General features: G+C 58.4%; 13 protein-coding genes and 1 pseudogene. 1 reads left to right on the top strand and 13 read right to left on the bottom strand.

Annotated features, from left to right (window positions below; translation table 11 throughout):
• Positions 1 to 672 precede the first annotated feature (672 nt).
• The 3 genes from KVQ82_RS31140 to KVQ82_RS31130 form a co-directional block, all read right to left on the bottom strand.
• Positions 673 to 882 carry a hypothetical protein gene (locus tag KVQ82_RS31140; protein ID WP_198833926.1) on the bottom strand — a complete coding sequence of 70 codons (210 nt, stop codon included), beginning with the start codon at positions 880 to 882 and terminating at the stop codon, positions 673 to 675.
• Between the two features lie 60 nt (positions 883 to 942).
• Positions 943 to 3,027: a ParB N-terminal domain-containing protein gene (locus KVQ82_RS31135; RefSeq protein WP_198833925.1), complete on the bottom strand. Its 2,085-nt coding sequence runs from the start codon at positions 3,025 to 3,027 to the stop codon at positions 943 to 945.
• A gap of 81 nt (positions 3,028 to 3,108) precedes the next feature.
• Entirely contained in the window at positions 3,109 to 3,936 is an 828-nt protein-coding gene (locus KVQ82_RS31130; protein WP_198833924.1) for a DUF932 domain-containing protein, read from the bottom strand.
• 722 nt (positions 3,937 to 4,658) lie between these two features.
• Between KVQ82_RS31130 and KVQ82_RS31125 the strand changes: the two genes are divergently transcribed.
• Positions 4,659 to 5,750 (top strand): DUF3800 domain-containing protein, encoded by a 1,092-nt coding sequence (locus KVQ82_RS31125; protein WP_103458173.1) that lies wholly within the window; start codon positions 4,659 to 4,661, stop codon positions 5,748 to 5,750.
• 39 nt (positions 5,751 to 5,789) lie between these two features.
• Here KVQ82_RS31125 and KVQ82_RS31120 read toward each other — a convergent pair whose 3' ends face one another.
• The 10 genes and pseudogenes from KVQ82_RS31120 to KVQ82_RS31080 all read right to left on the bottom strand — a co-directional run.
• Positions 5,790 to 7,391, bottom strand: a complete 1,602-nt coding sequence (locus KVQ82_RS31120) for a hypothetical protein (RefSeq protein WP_198833923.1) — start codon at positions 7,389 to 7,391, stop codon at positions 5,790 to 5,792.
• A gap of 153 nt (positions 7,392 to 7,544) precedes the next feature.
• Positions 7,545 to 10,520, bottom strand: a complete 2,976-nt coding sequence (locus tag KVQ82_RS31115) for a TrlF family AAA-like ATPase (RefSeq protein WP_198833953.1) — start codon at positions 10,518 to 10,520, stop codon at positions 7,545 to 7,547.
• 159 nt (positions 10,521 to 10,679) lie between these two features.
• Positions 10,680 to 11,043, bottom strand: a pseudogene (locus KVQ82_RS31795) (transposase); the annotation flags it as partial.
• Between the two features lie 250 nt (positions 11,044 to 11,293).
• A protein-coding gene (locus KVQ82_RS31110; protein WP_087944428.1) for an IS3-like element ISStma9 family transposase occupies positions 11,294 to 12,435 on the bottom strand; the annotation gives its coding sequence in 2 pieces (ribosomal slippage) (positions 11,294 to 12,198 and positions 12,198 to 12,435; 1,143 coding nt in all).
• 64 nt (positions 12,436 to 12,499) lie between these two features.
• Positions 12,500 to 13,618: a hypothetical protein gene (locus KVQ82_RS31105; RefSeq protein WP_222019495.1), complete on the bottom strand. Its 1,119-nt coding sequence runs from the start codon at positions 13,616 to 13,618 to the stop codon at positions 12,500 to 12,502.
• A gap of 273 nt (positions 13,619 to 13,891) precedes the next feature.
• Positions 13,892 to 15,688 (bottom strand): DUF2326 domain-containing protein, encoded by a 1,797-nt coding sequence (locus tag KVQ82_RS31100; RefSeq protein WP_198833920.1) that lies wholly within the window; start codon positions 15,686 to 15,688, stop codon positions 13,892 to 13,894.
• Entirely contained in the window at positions 15,675 to 15,923 is a 249-nt protein-coding gene (locus tag KVQ82_RS31095) for an ABC-three component system middle component 8 (RefSeq protein WP_103458169.1), read from the bottom strand. Before KVQ82_RS31095 ends, KVQ82_RS31100 begins: the two co-directional genes overlap by 14 nt.
• Positions 15,892 to 16,872: an ABC-three component system protein gene (locus KVQ82_RS31090; protein WP_103458168.1), complete on the bottom strand. Its 981-nt coding sequence runs from the start codon at positions 16,870 to 16,872 to the stop codon at positions 15,892 to 15,894. The genes KVQ82_RS31095 and KVQ82_RS31090 overlap by 32 nt, the downstream gene beginning before the upstream one ends.
• A gap of 34 nt (positions 16,873 to 16,906) precedes the next feature.
• Positions 16,907 to 17,227 carry a helix-turn-helix domain-containing protein gene (locus tag KVQ82_RS31085; RefSeq protein WP_103458167.1) on the bottom strand — a complete coding sequence of 107 codons (321 nt, stop codon included), beginning with the start codon at positions 17,225 to 17,227 and terminating at the stop codon, positions 16,907 to 16,909.
• 3 nt (positions 17,228 to 17,230) lie between these two features.
• The coding region (locus tag KVQ82_RS31080) for a type II toxin-antitoxin system RelE/ParE family toxin (RefSeq protein WP_222019494.1) at positions 17,231 to 17,520 on the bottom strand (290 nt) is incomplete at its 5' end.

Raw genomic sequence — 17,520 nt, 5'->3', positions numbered from 1 at the left:
GTGGAGAACCTGGAGGCGAAAAGAATTTGTCCCGCGAGGAATGCGCGCAGCGCAGGGGAAATTGTTTTCGCTGCAAGGTTGCGGCCATGAAGCCCAAGGCGCAGCCGCGCCACCCCCAGGATTCACGACAAGACAAGGACGCACGGGCCGCCCGCTCCCGAATGGAAACATGGCCGACTCGGCATCCTCGCATGACAACTTCACCGGCTTGTTCCCTGACGCGGCCAGGTCAATGCCCCAGCAACAAGGTACGAGCGCTCCTGCCACAACTTGCGGCCACATGCTTGATGCGTGGCGTGGAAGCTCCAAATCGAGGCCAGGTGGCGTGTCGGTGAACCGTCCTTCGTGACGTACAGGCAACGAACCGCCAGCGTCGAGCACGGCACGCTTTCGTGCAACCTGCCGCAACAAGCCGGGGCGTAGCGCCACAAGCGCCGCCCATTGCGGCGAGGTGCTGTCGGAATGTCGGCGGCGCGTGCGCCGCTGCACTTGCATGGCTTCAATGGCTTTTGCGCACAAGGCGACTTGTGCGCGGTCCCTTTGCCGCCTGACCGAAGGCGGTAAAGGGGCGTTTTGGCTTTGAGCCTTGAAACCGGGCGCGGCCACCGCCGCGCCCGGATTTTTGGTATTCCCCGCGCCCAAGACGGAACGGCTTGGGCGCGGGGCTGCTCCCTATTCTTTGGTTTCGATGATCCACCACACGGCACGCGGCAGGGCGCGGCCCGTGACGGGGTGCCGGTCGGTCAGGTCGGCGCGGGCTGTCCAGCCGCGAGGCGGGCGGTAGCCGCGCACGTCGCCATCGCCATGCCGACGGCGAGCGCGTACCGTGCCGGGGGCGTAGGTCGCGGCCATGCGTGGGCGGCTCGTGGTGTTGTGGCTCATGGGGGAATCCTCGGCATGAAAGCGCCCCGGCCGGAACCGGGGCGCTATCTGTGTGCGGGGTCAAGCGGCCAGTGCCTCCGCCTGCGTCTGCTCATCCGCCACGGCGGCGACTTCCTCCGGTGCTTCGGCTGCCTCGTCCGTCACCACCTCCTGCACGGTCTGCTGCGTGGCTTCGGCGGCGAAGATGGCAGGCATCCAGCCGGTGCCATCGGCCAGCCGTTCGGCTTCGCTGGCAATGTCGCCTTTTTTCAACTTCGCCAGCCGGGTGACATGCTGCGGTGCGAATTCGCCCACGGCTTCCAGAATCGCGACCTTCGGCACATGCTGGAAATAGCCGTCTGCGGTCGGTTGCCACCATGCCGCCATGTCCAGCGCCACGGCGTGCGCCAGTTCGGCGCCCGGCTGGTGCTGCGTGGCGCGGGGCGTCACCACATCGACCGTCGATGCCACGCATACGGCCAGCAGGCGCACCAGTTCATCCTGCGGCTTCGCCAGCAGTGCGGCGAACAGTTCGGCGCTGTCCTGCGGCAAGGCTTCACCCGCTACTTGTTGCAGTTCGCGCAGTGCCACGGCGGCGGGCGATTCCGGCCAATCCGGGGCCATGCCTTCCAGCCGATCTTGCTGGGTCAGCTTCACACCCAGCGGCAGATCGTGGCCGTAGTGGCTGCCTTGCAAGACAGCCTGCACCATGCCATGCACCAGTGCGGCCAGCGCCACCTGCGGATGCCGGGCCACTTCGATTTGCAGCGCGGCGGTACGGTGGGCGCTCACGCGTTGCGCCAGCCGGGCGGACATGGCGGCGGGCTTAGGGGCGTCGTCGGTTTCCTCGCCGGTGTCGTCGTTCCTGGCTTCGCCCTCGCTGCCGAAACCTTGCCGCAGCCGTTCAAGCGTGCGCAGTGCCTTGGCCTCGGCTTCGCGCAGCAGGCCACGATGAATCACGGCCTCGCCGTTGCGGTCGATGGTGACGATGGCACCGGCGGCAGCTTTGACGGCTTCCCCGTAGTCCTGCAAGCCATCTTCCAGCGCCTGCAACTGTTCGCCCAGGCATTCGCCTTCTTCCTGCAAGGCGTCGGCCTTTTCTTCATCGTCGGCGTCCAGGGCTGCATCCACGGCCTCGGCCAGCGCCTGCATCTTGGTTTGCAGCTTCTCGATGCGTTGGGCTTCACGCTTGTTCGGGCTGCGGCGCTGTCTCGGGGCGCGCTGGAAGGCTTGCAGGTCGGCATGGGTCGTGCCGGGGGTGGCATCCACCCATGCCCAGCCTTCGGCCTTCACCTTGGCGGCAAGGCTGGCCAGCTTGTCCTGCGCCAGTCGTTCCAGCAGCGTGGCATCGGTCAGATACACGCCGCTATCGGCTTCCGCGAACAGATCGCGGCGGGTGCCACCGCCTGCAGCCTCGTAGGTGTCCAGCCCAACGAAGCGCACCAGCGGGTGCCGGTGGGCGTCAATCTCGCGCTCGGTCAGGCGGTCGCGCAGGTTATGTGGGCTGCGCTGCCATGTCGGCGCATCGTAGAACGCGGTTTCCTGCGCGGTGTGATCGTCGGTGATGGCAAGAGCCATCAACTGGTCAAGGCTCACGGCCTCGGCCCGGTAGTCGGCAAGCAGGCGCGGCGACACGTTGGCGAGTTTCAGGCGGCGCTGCACCACCAGCGGCGTGACGCTGAAATCTGCGGCAATGTCCTCGATGGGACGGCCTTCGGCCACCAGCGCGGCAAATGCCTCGAACTGGTCGGCGGGGTGCATGGCTTCACGCTGCACGTTCTCGGTCAGGCTGGCGGTGCGGGCGGTGCCATCGGCCACCAGCAGGCAAGGCACATCCCATTCTTTGCTGATGCGGCGCTTCTTCGCCAGCAGCTTGAGGGCGGCAAGGCGACGGCCTCCGGCCACGACTTCGTAACGCTCACCGTCAGCGGTCGCGGTCACGATCAGGTTTTGCAGCAGGCCGACACGCTGGATGCTGGCGGCGAGTTTGGGAATCGACATGCGCAGGGTCTTGCGCACGTTGCAGCCCGTGGGGCGCGATACCAGCCGCGACAGCGGCACAAGAATCAGATTCTTGCTCGGGTCGGCGGCTTCCAGTAGCACGGCAGGCGAGGCGCTGGCTGCGGCGTGGATGGCTTGGGCTTCGGTGTGGTTGATGGCGTTCATAGTGAAAACTCCTTGCGATGATGGAATGCAGCAGCGAATAACGCGGCAAGGGTTGCTGCCTGCCCCTGCCGCGCAGGGGAATCAGGCTTTCAACTGGCGCAGGCCATCGGCCAGCAGCCACAGGGCGCGATTGAGGCGGATATCAGAATCAATGCCCTGCACCGGGCGGGTCTGCTGGCGGCGTCCGTTGGCGCTGCGCCCATGCAATCCGCCTTTGGTCAGGTTCTCTTGGGTGCGGTTGAACACGCTCCACAAGTCCGGGCGGCGATCGTCGAAACGGCGCGGCATCAGGATTTGCGATTCGGTGATGGGTGTGGGCTTGTCCGGGTCGTCGTACTTGAGCGACAGCGCGGCGCGGGCGAACACTTCGGCCTCGCCTTCGTCCAGTGTGATGGCCTGCATGGATTCGCGGGATTCCAGCGCACGGTCAAAACCGTGCAGTACCTGATAGGCACCTTCGATCACTTGGCCGGCCACGTCGCCCTTATGCGGCACGCGCACATCGGCCACGGTGTCGCCGCAAACAAGGCCATTGCTGCACACGAAACGGAACATCCCGGCCAGCATCTGGTAGCTGCTGGTGCCATCGTGCGAGTTCAGCAGGATGATTTCGTTGGCCTCGCCTCGGGCGTTGATCTGGCTGGCATGGCGCAGCCGAATCATGTGCTTGGTGTAGTCGCGGCGGTCTTCGTGGCGGGTGCGGGTCTGCGTCACCATGAAAGGCTGAAACCCTTCCTTGCGCAGTTCGGTCAGCACCGTGGCGGTGGGGATATAGGCGTAACGCTGGGAACGGCTTTCGTGGGGCGCTTCCGCAAAAATGGACGGGGCCACGCGGTGAATCTGGTCATCGGTCAGCGGGTAATCGCTGCGCAGCGAAGGGGAACGGGAAGCGAAACGGGATGCAAGCATGGTCTTTCTCCTGACGAAAAGGGTTTGCTGTTCAAACCGCACACCGGATTCCTAGATTCGGAGCCCAGCCTTTCGGCTGTTCGGTGCGGTTGGCACGAGGAACCCGGTTGGCCCTGTTGCCACCGTCTTTCCTGAGTTCATCGCCCGCGACGGTCAGGAGCCCACGGACGTGGGCCGTCAAGGAGGAAAGCGTCAGGGTGGTGCGGCCCGCAGGCGCAGCCGAGGACACGGCCTGACGCGCCTTGATGGCACGCGGCCACGGGCTACAGTCGCGAGCAAGGTGATGGAGTCAGGAGAGACGGCTGGACATGGCAACGGCCGCCGCGATGTGCAGACCGCACGCAAGCGCAAGCGCGCAGGCCCGAAGCTGGAAGCCGGGCCGAAGGCGTCAGCCGAGCGAAGCGAGGGAACGATGGAAGCCCGAAGGGGCGAGACGCCGCAGGCGGCTCGATGCGCAGCACGACAGCGCGACCGGCCATGCTTCTGGGCCGGGGACGCCCATGAATCAACGGATCAGCAGGCTTTTTGGCACACTGTGATCAAAGAGTCGTTCTTGCAACTTCAACGGGACATTGACGTTCAGCAGAGGTGGCAGGAAGACACCAATGGCCGCCAGCCCCAGGAAAGGCGCAAACGCGCCCGCCCCTTAACACTAGGTCGAGCGCGCGTTCTAAATGCGCTATACATCCGAAGACGAATCACTCCAGGGACAGCATCGAAACATGACCACCGTCTATATTGATGAAAGCGGCCACAGCGGGGACATGGTCAACAGCGGCAGTGCTTACGACTTCAAGGGCCAGCCCTACTTTGCCCTAGCCGGCATTGGTCTTGAGAACGGTCATGACTGGGAAGATCGCATTAATGAGCTGCGAAGCCGTCACCGCATTCCTGCTGGCGAACTCAAGTCCAAGTCGCTGACAGCCAAGCCAAGATTCTCGGCCGAAGTCATCCATGGATTGCTCGATCAACGCGCTCCGCTTTTCATCGAGGTGGTCGACAAGCGCTTCTTTATCTGCACCAGCATCACCTCGTTCCACCTCTTGCCAGCATGCCTCGGCTATACCGAGTCGGTGAAGCTTCACTTCATCAAGAACACGGTGGCAGACTTCCTGTACTTTCACGCGTCCGAAGGCGTCCTCGATACATTCGTCGCCTCGTGCCTGGCGCCGGGTGACGGGACGCTCCGCGCCTCATTCGCCGTGCTGCGCGACATGGCCACAGATCTGGGCTATACCGGCTCGGCCGTGCAAATCGCGGAAGGCATTGCCCACATGGTGCAGGAGGCTGAAGCCGAATACGACGAGCAACGTGTTAGCGGTGGCGAGGCTTGGTCGCGGTTTCTTCCGCCCCCCGACCTTAACAAACATGCGAAACAGGTCTGGATGTTGCCGAACCTGACGTCATTCACGAGCATCTACGCCAGGATGAATCGCTATTACAGCAGGCGCTTGGCCGGCATCCGCTTGGTACACGACCAGCAATTGGAGGTGGAGAACATTCTGCGCCAGGGAAAAATGACGGCCGAAAACCTGAGCCACTCGGTCGATCTGCCCTACACCCCGCAGTCTGACTACCGGTTCGAGGAGGAAGCCAGCATCGAGTTTGCGCAGTCGCATGAGGCCATCGGCGTGCAGCTGGCCGACATCGTCGCGGGTACTGTGATGCGCTACTTTCGCGACACGGACGCCGGCGCACCCGTGTCGAGCGAACTGCGCGAAGCCATGATGCGGCTCATTGACGAGGGCGATGAACGAAGGGGCTACGGCCTTAATCAAGTCGTAGCCACTGCCAACGTCCGGCATGCCGAATAAGTGAATCAGCCGCGGTGACCGCCCCCGTACAGCGAAACGTCAAGGCAGCGAGGCGTCCAGCGCAGCTTTGAAGGTGGACGCGTTGTCCCGCAGAACGTGATCCAGATTTCCGAATACATTACGAAGCTCCTGCCGGTAAGCGTCCTTTGTAGGCAAATCCGATCCGACGATCACGGCCTTCAGGAATGACGCTGCGACATCAGCCATCCTCGGATCGCTCTGGAGCCTTACATAACTGCGAATAGCGATTTCCAGCAGATGCGTCTTGAATGACGCCGATAGCTTCTCACTCGGAATGATGTGTTGCAGCATCGCCCCCATTACCTTGGTGGCTTGCTTGGAGATATAGTGGCGATCGAAATCAACGGCACAACGGGTTGCCTGTGGGATTTCGGAGTCATCTATGCGCGCGCACTGCTCAGCCCAATCCGTAGAGACGCCAACCATGCGGCCGAGAAGGTAGTGAAATGGCGTTGGCCACTCCAGATAGGCCTCCTCGTCGGATACGCCAGACATTTGCTTGAGGATCTTTTCGGCGAAGTCGTCAAAATAGTGCAGCCACATATGGTCTTGCAATCCTTGGTGGATGCCTTCATGGACCATGATCTCAAAGAGCGTTATGCCTGAATTGATCGGGCAACGAAAACGCCCGACCTCTTGGTAGGAGCCCAATGGTTCGTTTAGCGTTTCGGCCAATTGCTTGTCTTCGTCCAATCGGCGGCGTACAGAATCACCTATCGCAGCCTCCACGTCGTTTTTTACCGCCATCGCTGCATCGGCGAAGAAGAAGCGAAGTAGCCGATTGCTTTCAGGCAAGTACAGACGGCTCCCGCCATTGAGATTGCGGTTGTTCTTCAGCTCAACGTAGAGGCGGCTCCCCTTTGCATCCAACAGCGCGTCGACGTAATGCGCAATGAAGTCGGAGCGTATCGCTTCGTCCGCCTCCAGCAGCTTGAGGCAGAAGTGTGGGTGCGCCTGCGCCAAGTGAATGGTTAACTCAGGTGAGGTGACCAGATTCAGGAGGGTCTCCCGGGCTTGTAAGCTAGCTTGGTCTCGCTCTGCACATCTGGATTTCAATGTGTGCAGAGAACGGCGCCACTGCTGGCGCCATGCTGAAGGAGTTTTGGGGGGCTCCCCGCGCAAGAGTGCCGCCAGTTCATCCTTGGAATTACCCCCGTTGTCGATCCAGCACACCAGCCAAGACTGTTGCCGGGTTAGGGAAATAAGAGTGGGCAGTTGGGGTTCGACCAGCAATACCAGTTCGTCATAGCGCTTGGTGAGGTGCAAGTTTTCGATCAATTCACGAAAGACGTGCACCCGCCCCCGGGCCAGCGTCGGAAAGCGTGTTCGCCAAAAGAAGTACAGTGCCACCGAGAGCAGCAGCAGATACACCGCACTTGAACTGTCGAGCCCCCATTTCCAAGGTCCCAAGCTGTAGTACAGCCCAAGTTGCTCCAAGACCGGGGCGTACATCAGGTAGTGGACAAGAAAAAACACCGATCCACCCACGACCCAATCCACCCATGTAGTGCAGAAGCGAAGCCGGAGCCGGTTAGTGGGAGAGATGAGCGCCCACACAGCGGCGATGACTCCCAATATGGTGAGCAGGCCAGTAGTGTCTATAGGAGCGGAGGCCGTCATCGGAGCTATTGCATCCTTCCGTTGGTCGATGGAATCGCACCTAAGTGCAATTTGCGTCCATACCGGCGCAAGGCATCTAGGTGATAAAAACCGATGTTCGTTCCCAAACATCGGGCAATCAATCTAAGCATTGAGCGTTCAATGCTGCCGCAGTTAGCGATCCAGCCTAACCCTCAATCGACGTGCGCGTTCGCGGAAGGCCTCTTCCCCGCCCTCCAGAATGTCGCAAACCGCCTTGCGAATAGCAGTGTTCTCAAGGCCGCCAGATGTGTATTTGAGTGGGGGCAACCCACCAGCAGGATGAGGGCCAGCGTCGGCGACAATGATCTGGTCCGCATCAGTGTTGATGACGAGATTGGCATTGTGCGTGACCATGATTACCTGGCGTTTGGCCTTAGCCGCGATAAACAGGGCGACCAACTCCTCGAACACAGATTTGGGGTCCAAGTTCTCCTCTGGCTGATCAATGATAAGTGGCCGATCGTCAGCATCGTCCAGTGCCAAGTAGAGAAGAAGAAGTACGATACCCCGTGTTCCAGGCGACAGCTTTCGGATATCCATTCCGTCATAGACTATTTCGTATCGCACCGAGATGTGATCGGTGGCGAAAAGCCAGTGAGCGAACTGCTTCAACCAGCCACGAAACTCTGCTTGTTGATTCTGGCCAAAGGGAGCCTGGCTCAGAAGGTCGCGCATGTATTGCGAAATAAAATTCGTCATCGCTGCCTGCACGTCGGCAGCCGAACCTATTTCCCATGCTGATCGTAGGGTTTTGTCCGCCAGAGCGATTAACGCGCCGCGGCCTTGGAATGGCCCTGCCTTCCGTCGGTCGAGAAGGTCTTCTTCAGCTACAGCTCCCCAGGCAGCAACGTCAACGACGCGGCGAACCGAGAAACCGAGCTTGCGAAGGGTGCCGGTGGACGCATTTAAGCGCGCCATCAGGGGGCCATAAAGATCGGCGAGCGAATTCTGCTCGTTGATGATCGCCTGAAATACTCGGCCATAAGCCGCTTCCCGCTCACTCTGGAGTTCCTTACGACGCGCGCCAGCGCCTTGAGCGTCGGTTAGGCGTGTTTGAAGGCTAATGAGCGCGGCGTTCTCTTGGGCGATGCGCTTTGACAGGGTGGAGTACTGACCGCGAACGACATTGTCGGCGCTTACCAGTACCTCCAGCCGGGCCATTTCAGCCAACAGCGTATTAAGGGTTAATTTAGAGATGTCAGAAGTGTCTGGGAAGAGCGGTGTGTTCGGGTCGTTGGCCGAAATGGCCGGACCTGTGAGTGCTGCGATTTGCTGATCGGACCATGTGACATAGCTGGTCAAACTCGTATCGACATCGCCTTTATAGATCAGCAGGAACTCATCCCATTGCTGCTGATTGAGACCGCTGTGAACATGTCGCTCCTTGGCTTGGCGCAGCAGCTCGGGGGCCTTGGTATTGCGAGTGCTTACCACCTCATCCTGCAGCGCAACGAATGTCCGGCGCTGATTGCCGTAGGCTTGGATCGTTCCGCGCAGCGTCTGCACGGCCTGTCCAAGCTGGGTGTGGCGATTGGCCTGAGCCTCAGTTCCCTTCACGACAAGCTTGGCGAGATCTTCGTTGTAGCTTTTGATCTGGCCGGTCTTTTGCGTGACTTGCAGCGCTAGGCCTGTGGCTGCAGCTTCCTTTTCAATCTCCGTGGCAATGCGCTCGGATAAATCGGCGATTGCCTCAGCCTCCCGTTCTCGGGCCTGCTGAAAACGGGCGGTGCGGAAATCCCTCAATTCAGCAAAGTCGATAGCGCCGTCAAGATCATCCTGTGGATGGGCATCAAAGATCACACGCTCTATCTCCGCGATGAGTCCATCGGAGACGCCAGCAGAGGAGCAAAGCTCCTCTACAAATTGCTGAGATAAGTAGCGCGCTCGGGGAAAGGCAAGATGACCGTTTGCATCGCGCCCGTCGAGGAAGCGTGTGACTGAAGCACCTCCACCCCATGTCAGCGTTGCAGTCGCCTGGCCAAGCAACTGGCGTGCACGGACGAGAAATGACGGGCTGATGTTTGCGCTCGCATTCCAAGCGGCTGGAGTGATTGCGTCACAGCCGGCGGCAATCATGTCAGCAAGTGCGGTCTTGCCTGAGCCGCGCGCGCCGATGATCGCGACAAGCCCAGGATTAAGTGGCATGTCCGGAGTTGATGCCCAACTGGCATCTCCGATAGCTATGTTCGAGATTACTTGGGAAGGCATGGCCGTGGACGGCGATTCGCTTCCGACATAAGCACGACCTTCGGGGTCGATACAAGCCTGGCGCAGGGCGTCGAACTCTAGACCACCCTTGATCCACGAATAACGCTCTTCAACCGGCTCGCCTACGGTTTTCTGGTCGTGGGCATCGCTGCCGTGGAGACAGGGCTTGCAGCCGCCATAACGCTCCTTGAGTTGGTCGAGCGGCACACCCTTGCGACCAGACCAGAATTCGCGCTGTGCCGTACTGCTTGAGAAGATGATGTGGGCGAACTTTTCGATCTCCTGACGCATGGTTGCGTCTGCGGCTTGGCGTAACCCCGAAGTTCCGTCGCCCGTCGCGCCTGCAACCGCGATGAGGATGTTGGTCTTCGCCCAATCGCTCTCTCGCATAACCCGGCGGAGCTGGTCAAAATTCACTTTGAACTGCGTGGCGCCGTGCGAAAGCGCAGCGCGGTCGTCGATGATGCTAGTGTCGGCTTTTCTGCCGAGGGACATCAGATCCAGGCGGGTGCAGTTGAAGGTATCGCCATGCGCCTGGAACTGAAGGCGCTGAAGGATGCGGTGCAGTTCTGCGACGTGGTTCGGATCTTCAGGACTGACTAGGAGATGCACGTTGACAAAGCCAGACTTTGCAGCGACATCTAAACGCAATTCGACGTTGGGAAAAATGAGTTGTATATCTTTTAAACGGCCAGCCGCCTTTTGCCTTAGCACCTCTTCGTACGTGTCAGTAAGGTAATAGTCAGTCACCGCCAACGCCTCAATTTTCGGCGTGACTGTCTCAAGCTTTTTGAGATAGGCATCCCAAGGGGAGTCGCTGCCAAACTGATTATTTAGAACGGTTCCTGGCGCATGGATGTGCGGTTCCCAGCGACGCCATTCAGACCCACGACCAATCATTTGCTCATCCTTTGCGGCCATAGACCGTCCTTGTGACCATCTTGGAAGACTTGCTCGGCGTGACCGAAGCAAGCATGTTTGTAACACTTTATAAGATTTCTGAAGGGATGAGCACTCAACTACATAAAGTGATGCCGGCTCAACAGGAGCTAGAGCCTGTTATGAACCACTGGCAGAAGCCAGCAGTCGCGCGGCATTGGGCAGCATGAACACGGAAAAGACGAGGAAGTGCAGTCCGCTGAGCACTTCGGGCAGCCGTTCATAGTTCCGAGACAGTCGTCGAAAGCGCGCCTGCCAACCAAAGCTACGCTAGACCACCCAGCGCCTGGGCAGCAGTACGAAGCCTTTCTTCGCTTTAGGCAGCTTCACGATCTGCAGTGTGATGTCATGTTCCTTTTCGGCCTCTCGCGCTTTCTCTCCGGTTAGCTCCGGTCGGCCCATGCCAGCTCGACTGTGTGGCCCGCGGCCGCTGCACTGCGGCGCAGATATGGTCGACCTGGGCACGCTCGCGTTCTTCGGCCGGCGTAAGGTGCACTGCCAGCAGGTGATAGCCAGCGAAGCCATTCTTCGCCGCTGACGTCCGTCGGGTAGGGCTTGCGGCGCAACACCGCACTCTAGCCTCACTGCTATTGCGGCGCTTAAAGTTCAGAAAACGCTCTAAGTGGCTGATTGTTTCGAACGCTTTAAGCATCGGAAAAGCCGCCAGCGCGAACCGTGGCGGCGTGGTACAACGCTTTGGAGATCTGAATCGCCCAGGATTTTGTAGACAGTCGTCAGCCGTTTAGTGCGTACTGCTTCTCGAACTCTACCGGGGACAGCCCGTCGTTGGAACTGTGCCGCCGTTTTGGGTTGTAGAACATCTCGATGTACTGGAAGACGTCGGCCCGTGCCTCGTCGTGATTGCTGTAGATCCTCCGCTTAATACGCTCCCGCTTCAGTAGCTGGAAGAAGCTCTCCATCGCTGCGTTGTCATGGCAGTTTCCTCGTCGACTCATGCTGCACACGATGTCGTGCTCGCGCAGGAAGCTCTGCCAGTCTTCGCTGGTGAACTGGGTTCCCTGGTCGGAGTGAAGCAGAAGCCCGGGGCTTGGCTTGCGCCGCCACACTGCGGCCAATAGCGCCTGCAAAACCAGGTCCGTATGTTGAGTTGGTCGGGTTGCCCATCCAACGACCTGACGCGAAAACAGATCAAGCACTACCGCCAAGTACAGGAAGCCGTCGTACGTGCGGATGTAGGTGATGTCCGTGACCCACGCGCGATTTGGCTCACTGACTTTGAAGCCGCGAGCCAGAACGTTCTTGGCGACTGATCCAACAGGGCCGCTCAATGGGCGTGGTCGCCGACCGTAGCCGACCATTGCCCGCAGCCCCTCGCTCTTCATCAAGCGTGCCACGCGATGACGACTACACGTCTCGCCAAGCTCGCGCAGATCTGTGGTCACTTTGCGGTGGCCATACACAGAGCCGCTTTCCAGCCAGCTGTGCTTGATTAGGCCGAGCAACCGCTGATCGTCCTTGTCGCGAGCGCTTGCCGGCTCTTTTAGCCAGGCGTAGTAGCCACTGCGATGGACGCCAAGCATCCGACACATCGCCGCGAGGCCGAACTCATCTGCGTGTTGCTTCATGAAGGCGTACTTTGCTCTTACCCCTTTGCAAAGTACGCGGCGGCTTTTTTTAGGATGTCTCGCTCTTCAGTGACTCTGCGTAGCTCAGCCTTGAGGCGGCGCACTTCCGCGTTCTGGTCCTGCTCGACACGCCGGCCAACATCGCCTTTGCCTTGTTGCCGCTTCCAGCCGTAAAGACTATGGATCGACACGCCCAGTCGCTCGGCAACCTCCGCTACCGGACGGCCGTACTCAACGATCTGTCGGACCGCCTCGATCTTGAACTCATCGGTGTACCGCTTCGTGCTCATAACCACCTCCGCCTAAGCCATAGTTTATGGCTGCGAGGTGTCTACGGAACCCTGGGCGATTCAATCAGGCTATTCGTGCGTAGGTTTTTCCATCCAAGACTCGTTTCACTTGGTCCACGTCTTTCGCCCCGATGCGCACGTAAATTTCCTCGGGCGTGTGGTTTTTGGCGAGCTCGCGTATCGCCTTGACTTGGACCACCGATAAGCGCCCGTCCCGCCCGCAAATCTGCGCTATCGCCCAGTCGTTGTCCTTCCACTTTTCGGCGACCCATGGCGCCGGTAACCCCAAGCGGGGATGGTCATTCAACCACTTGTGCAGAATCTTGTCGCGGTCATCGGGCAGAGGAACGACGCCTTTCAAAAGCAATCCGTTTTCGCGCAGGTAGTGTAGGCCGCTCTTTCCGCCCGGCACCATGTTGAGCCGGCGTTCGTCATCCCAATGCCCTTCCACCAGGAACTCTTCCGCCTCGTAGAGCTGCTCCACATCGTCGGTGATAGCCATCACCTTGTGGTGCACGTACGTGAGACGCCCACCCTCTTGCTCTTCTCGAAATCGGCGATGGAAAAGCAATGGACTGCCCGTCTCAATCGCGCGACGGTGCTCGGACCAGCGCTTTTGCCAGCTACGGGTGGACACACCCACATAAAAGGACCCGTCGTCGGGGTATGACGCACCAGCGCCGAAGATGTGCTGGTAGAGGACATATGCGCGTTCGGGGTAGTGCTTGGGCGATAGCAGGAAGTGCGCGGGCACCGAAAATACAAGGCTAGGGCTCCTGATGGTGCTTTCGTTAATCTGCGTAGCTCCGCGCATGGCCGCAGCCAAGTACGCGGGGTCAGTAACGACTTCCACCGAAATCGTAGGCTGGATAGCTAACTCGCCTTCACCTAGGGCGCCGAGACCGCACTCTGGCTTGCGGTCCACCGTTCTGTGCCCATCCATGAGCTTCCGGAACGGAGAGATGAACCCCGGACGGTCGCCCATGAAAATCATGCGCACCACGGGTATCACTTGGCCTGGCTTGAGCCTAAACACGCCGTGGGGATTCGCAGCCACGCGCGCCCATTCCCGCCCGTATTCGGAGGACCGCACGAAGTCTTCAAGCAGCTGCTCAACCTCGCGCCGCCTTCCGATCATCGACTTCGGCGCAAGATGCTCCCACCAAGCCTTGTTTAGCTTCATCGCGTCACCGCTTATCCTTCAAAATCCGGCCGGCCAATCCCATCGTTGGCGTGCCGTTTGAGAGCCAAGCTTGCACGTGTGTGGCTCCTACTTCCAAACCAGCGCCCAACGCGGCATCGCCTTGCGGGGCATCGCCTTGCGGGGCATCACAGCACCCCAGCCTCATTACTATTGCGGCGCTCAAAGTTCAGAACACGCTCTAACGCGCACAAGCCATCACTTTGAATGCCAGGAGCATGCCCTGAATAACTACGTGAACCAATGAGGATTGAATTACCATCCTCTCATTTTGAAGATTCGGCCGTGATCCCCCTCATCATGTAGCGTGACGACGATTTCACCCGCTGTAAAAACAGGGGCATCATCTTCTGCTCGTACTGGCAAATCGGAGTCAATCAGCGTGATGACCGGCTGCAACCCTAAATCTGCATAACGACGCACAACTGTCATCAAGTTCTCTTTCTTTCGGTCGTCCAGCGATTCCAGCACACCGTCGTGATACACAAAGCTCGGGAACTTCTCACTCAGGTGCGCACGAAGCACAGCCATATCAAAAGCAACACACAGCAGCTTTCGGTAAGTGTGTCCCAAGTCAGCGCTCGTGGCGTTGCCAGAGCCATCGAGAATTTCCGCCTTGAAATCCAGATGACCTGCCTGATTGAGCGCCACGCTCAATAGCGCCTTGCGATCAATGACTTCCTCAACAATCTCGCTGAAGAAAACGCGAATCGTGGAGAACAGGCTTGCCTGATCAGAGTTCTGCTTATCCACGTCGGCTTCGATCCGCGCCTGCAAATGGTCGCGCTCTTCCGTCAAGGCTCTAATCTCTGTACGCAACTCCTGAAGACGATGCAGATGGCCTTTCTGGTGTTCCAGCGATGTGATGTCCGCACGCAGCGTCACCATCTCATCCGAAAGTAACTTGTATTTGGTGAAAACATCCGTTCCGCTTAGGAAGGAGAGCATCTCTGAACGTTTTTTTCCCAAGGAGTTCAGTTCTGCGTTCACTCGCTTCAGTTCCCCCTCGATCTCCGCAAATTCCTCTTGGAGATAGCCGCGCCGCTCATCTGTGATAGCTCGGTTGAAGGCGATCAATTGCTGGAAATCTTTCTTGATCTGTCCCTGGAACAGCACGCCAGCTTCGCCAAACAACCTCTGGGCTTCATCAGGGCTAAACAGAATCTGATCCTCCTGCAATGATGCCTGCACCTTCTTCCTGTTTTGACTCAAAGAATAGCGTTCCGAGTTCAGCGCAGCGATGCGCTCATCAACTTCTTCCACCACCTTTTTGGTGCGATCCTTGTCTAGAGCGCGAAAATCGAAAGCATCCAGCAGCACTTGCTTCTTCTCCGCATCTTTTTGCTTGAGCAGAAGAATGCCCTCAATCTTGCTGATGTCCTCGATCGACCCCCCCAATTCATTCTTGATGGCTTGCGCCGTCTCCTGCTTTTTGGCGAGCTCATGCTCTTTTGCATAGTGCTCGGCAATAAGCTTGGCATCAAAGCCAAGAAGGTGTGCAAGGAATGGCTTCCAATCAGCATGTTTGGAAGCGAACTTGCGAAGTTGGAAAACTTCGCGGAAATCCTCTTGTGACCGCAACAGATAGCCAAGCGCTTTGCGGTACGACCACGGCTTGAGAGCACGCCAGTCGAGCAGGCCATCAAGCAGTTCTCGTGCACGTTCAAAAGGAACGTCCCGATGACCCCATTCCGCGAGCGCCAACGCCGACAAGTCCTGATGGCCTGCCTCATGCTGCTTAAAGGCGATTTTGGTCGCGTCTTCTACGCTGCGTCGGATCGTGATGAAGGAGCCGTCCTCCAGTTCAATTTCAAGGAAAAAGACGAAATCCTTGAACAATTCAAAATGCTTGAAGAGGAAGAACTTAGGGTCTTTTCCTGCCAAGAATCCGAAGTCCAAAAGACGCCCCAGCGTGGTCTTCCCAAGATTGTGTGTGTCCTTGTTCCGATTCTCCGGCAGACGGATTTCCGCCATGACGACATTCAGCCCAAGAGCAAAGTCCACGGGCTCAAACACATCCGGCTTATTGGAATAGAGTTTAGATAGCTTCATTTGGCCCTACGTATTCGACTGCGTCCGTCTTAGGACGATATTCAATCAGGCCCATCAGATAGAGAAAATTGAGTGCAGGCAGGAAAAGCACGTCGCCGCCGACAACGTGCTTCTTTGCAAATTTGCGCAGCACATCGTATTCATCGACGCGACGATCTTTCAGCCGCGAAAGGAGCAGAAGAGAAACATTAATTACTGTGCGATCAGGATGTGAGTGCTTGGTTGGCCGCAGCATCATCCACCTCCCCGATGTCACAGTTCCAATACATGTAGAAAAGAATGGCTCTCGTCAGTCGCTTGTGGGCGTGTTGCCGAAGAACAGGGTCGCGACTGAACAACAGATCCACCAGATATTCCATGACTTCGTCGAAGGTCTGATAGTCCTTGCGCTTCGCAAGGATCTTGAGCTGAAACTCATCGACCACAGATTCGTACATGCGCAGCAATTCGATATTCTCTGGCGCAGCCAGAAAAGTGCGAATTTGCGCCGTTTCCTTCAGGTATTTACGCCGCTGCTCCTTTGCATATGCTGCCGTCATATTGTTGAGCGCGTTCTTCTCCTCATACGTCACGCGCACGGTGGGCGGGTCGTCGAGTAACGCTGTCAGGTCATCCTTTTGGCGCGCAAGCGCCTGAACAACCTCGGCAAGATCATCTGGACTGACAATCAGAGGCGAGTCCACCGCATCCAAATTCGCCTCCAGGGCCACTTCTGGAAAGCGTTTCAGCCAAAGTTCTAGTTGTTCCAGGCCGCAAAGATAGATAGACGAAGCAGGGACGCCGCATTCGGCGGCGATGTGGTCACGGATTTCTGTCTCGGAATTTCCGGTCAGGCGGCGATTCGCAAACAGCATGTAGTGGTCGAGTTGCTTGGCCTCGCGCAGCTTCTTGATGCGTGGCACTTCTTTGCCGACCACCGTGTTGCTGCTAGATGTACTGTAGAAATCCAGTTCCGAAAAGCTGCGGTTGTACCCGTTGGTATGCTTGGCCTGAACAATGACCGTGCCCACCCACGGGGCGGCCTTACTGGGGTGCAGTTCCGCCGTGCCGACAAATTTTGCGTCGCGCCCGCCATCCGGCCCTTTTGCGAATCCCTGAACGGCGATACCGAGCAAGCGTTGGCACAAGAGCACGATCAGTACCTCGAACTGATCGTCGCTCAAATCTTCATAGGCAAACTTCATTCTCCCCATCTCCCTCTATACAGACGCCACAGACTCATGCGGCAACCGTAATGCACGCCGAATGTGCATGCCGCGCAGGCTGCACCACAATCTCTACGCGCTGGTCCAGTGAAACCAGTGCCTGCATCAGCCGTTCCAGTGAAATGTTCTGGAGCTTGTAGCGGCGGACTTGAGACACTTTCGGTTGAGTCATGCCCGTGATCGCAGCAATCTCCGTCTGGCTCAGGCCGCGATGGTCAATCAATTCATTAAGCTTGAGCGCGAGCGCTGCCTTTGCCGAAAGCTCTTCAGCATCGTCAAAGCCCAAATCTCGCAGCACGTTGTCAGTGCCTTGCGGATGGTCACTACGCTTCATCGTTTATCTCCCGCTCGTCTTATGACGGGCCACCATGGCCTTCAACCGCTTCTCGATCAGTTCCACGTCCGGCTGCGGCGTGGCGATGCCGGACTTGGACTTCTTCTGGAACGCATGTAGTACATGTACCGCATCGCCCATCTTCACTGTATAGACTGCCCGGAAGGTGTCGCTTCGGTGGTCTTCCACCAATTCGTACACACCGGAGCCCAACCCTTTCCAGAGCTTGGCCGAAGGCGGCGTGCTGCCCAACTGGACGATGAACAACGCGACACCCATGTCCTTCTGTACGT

This window comes from Pseudomonas sp. AO-1 (assembly GCF_019775695.1).
Taxonomy (GTDB): domain Bacteria; phylum Pseudomonadota; class Gammaproteobacteria; order Pseudomonadales; family Pseudomonadaceae; genus Aquipseudomonas; species Aquipseudomonas parakoreensis.
This window is presented reverse-complemented; position numbering and strand designations above follow the sequence as displayed.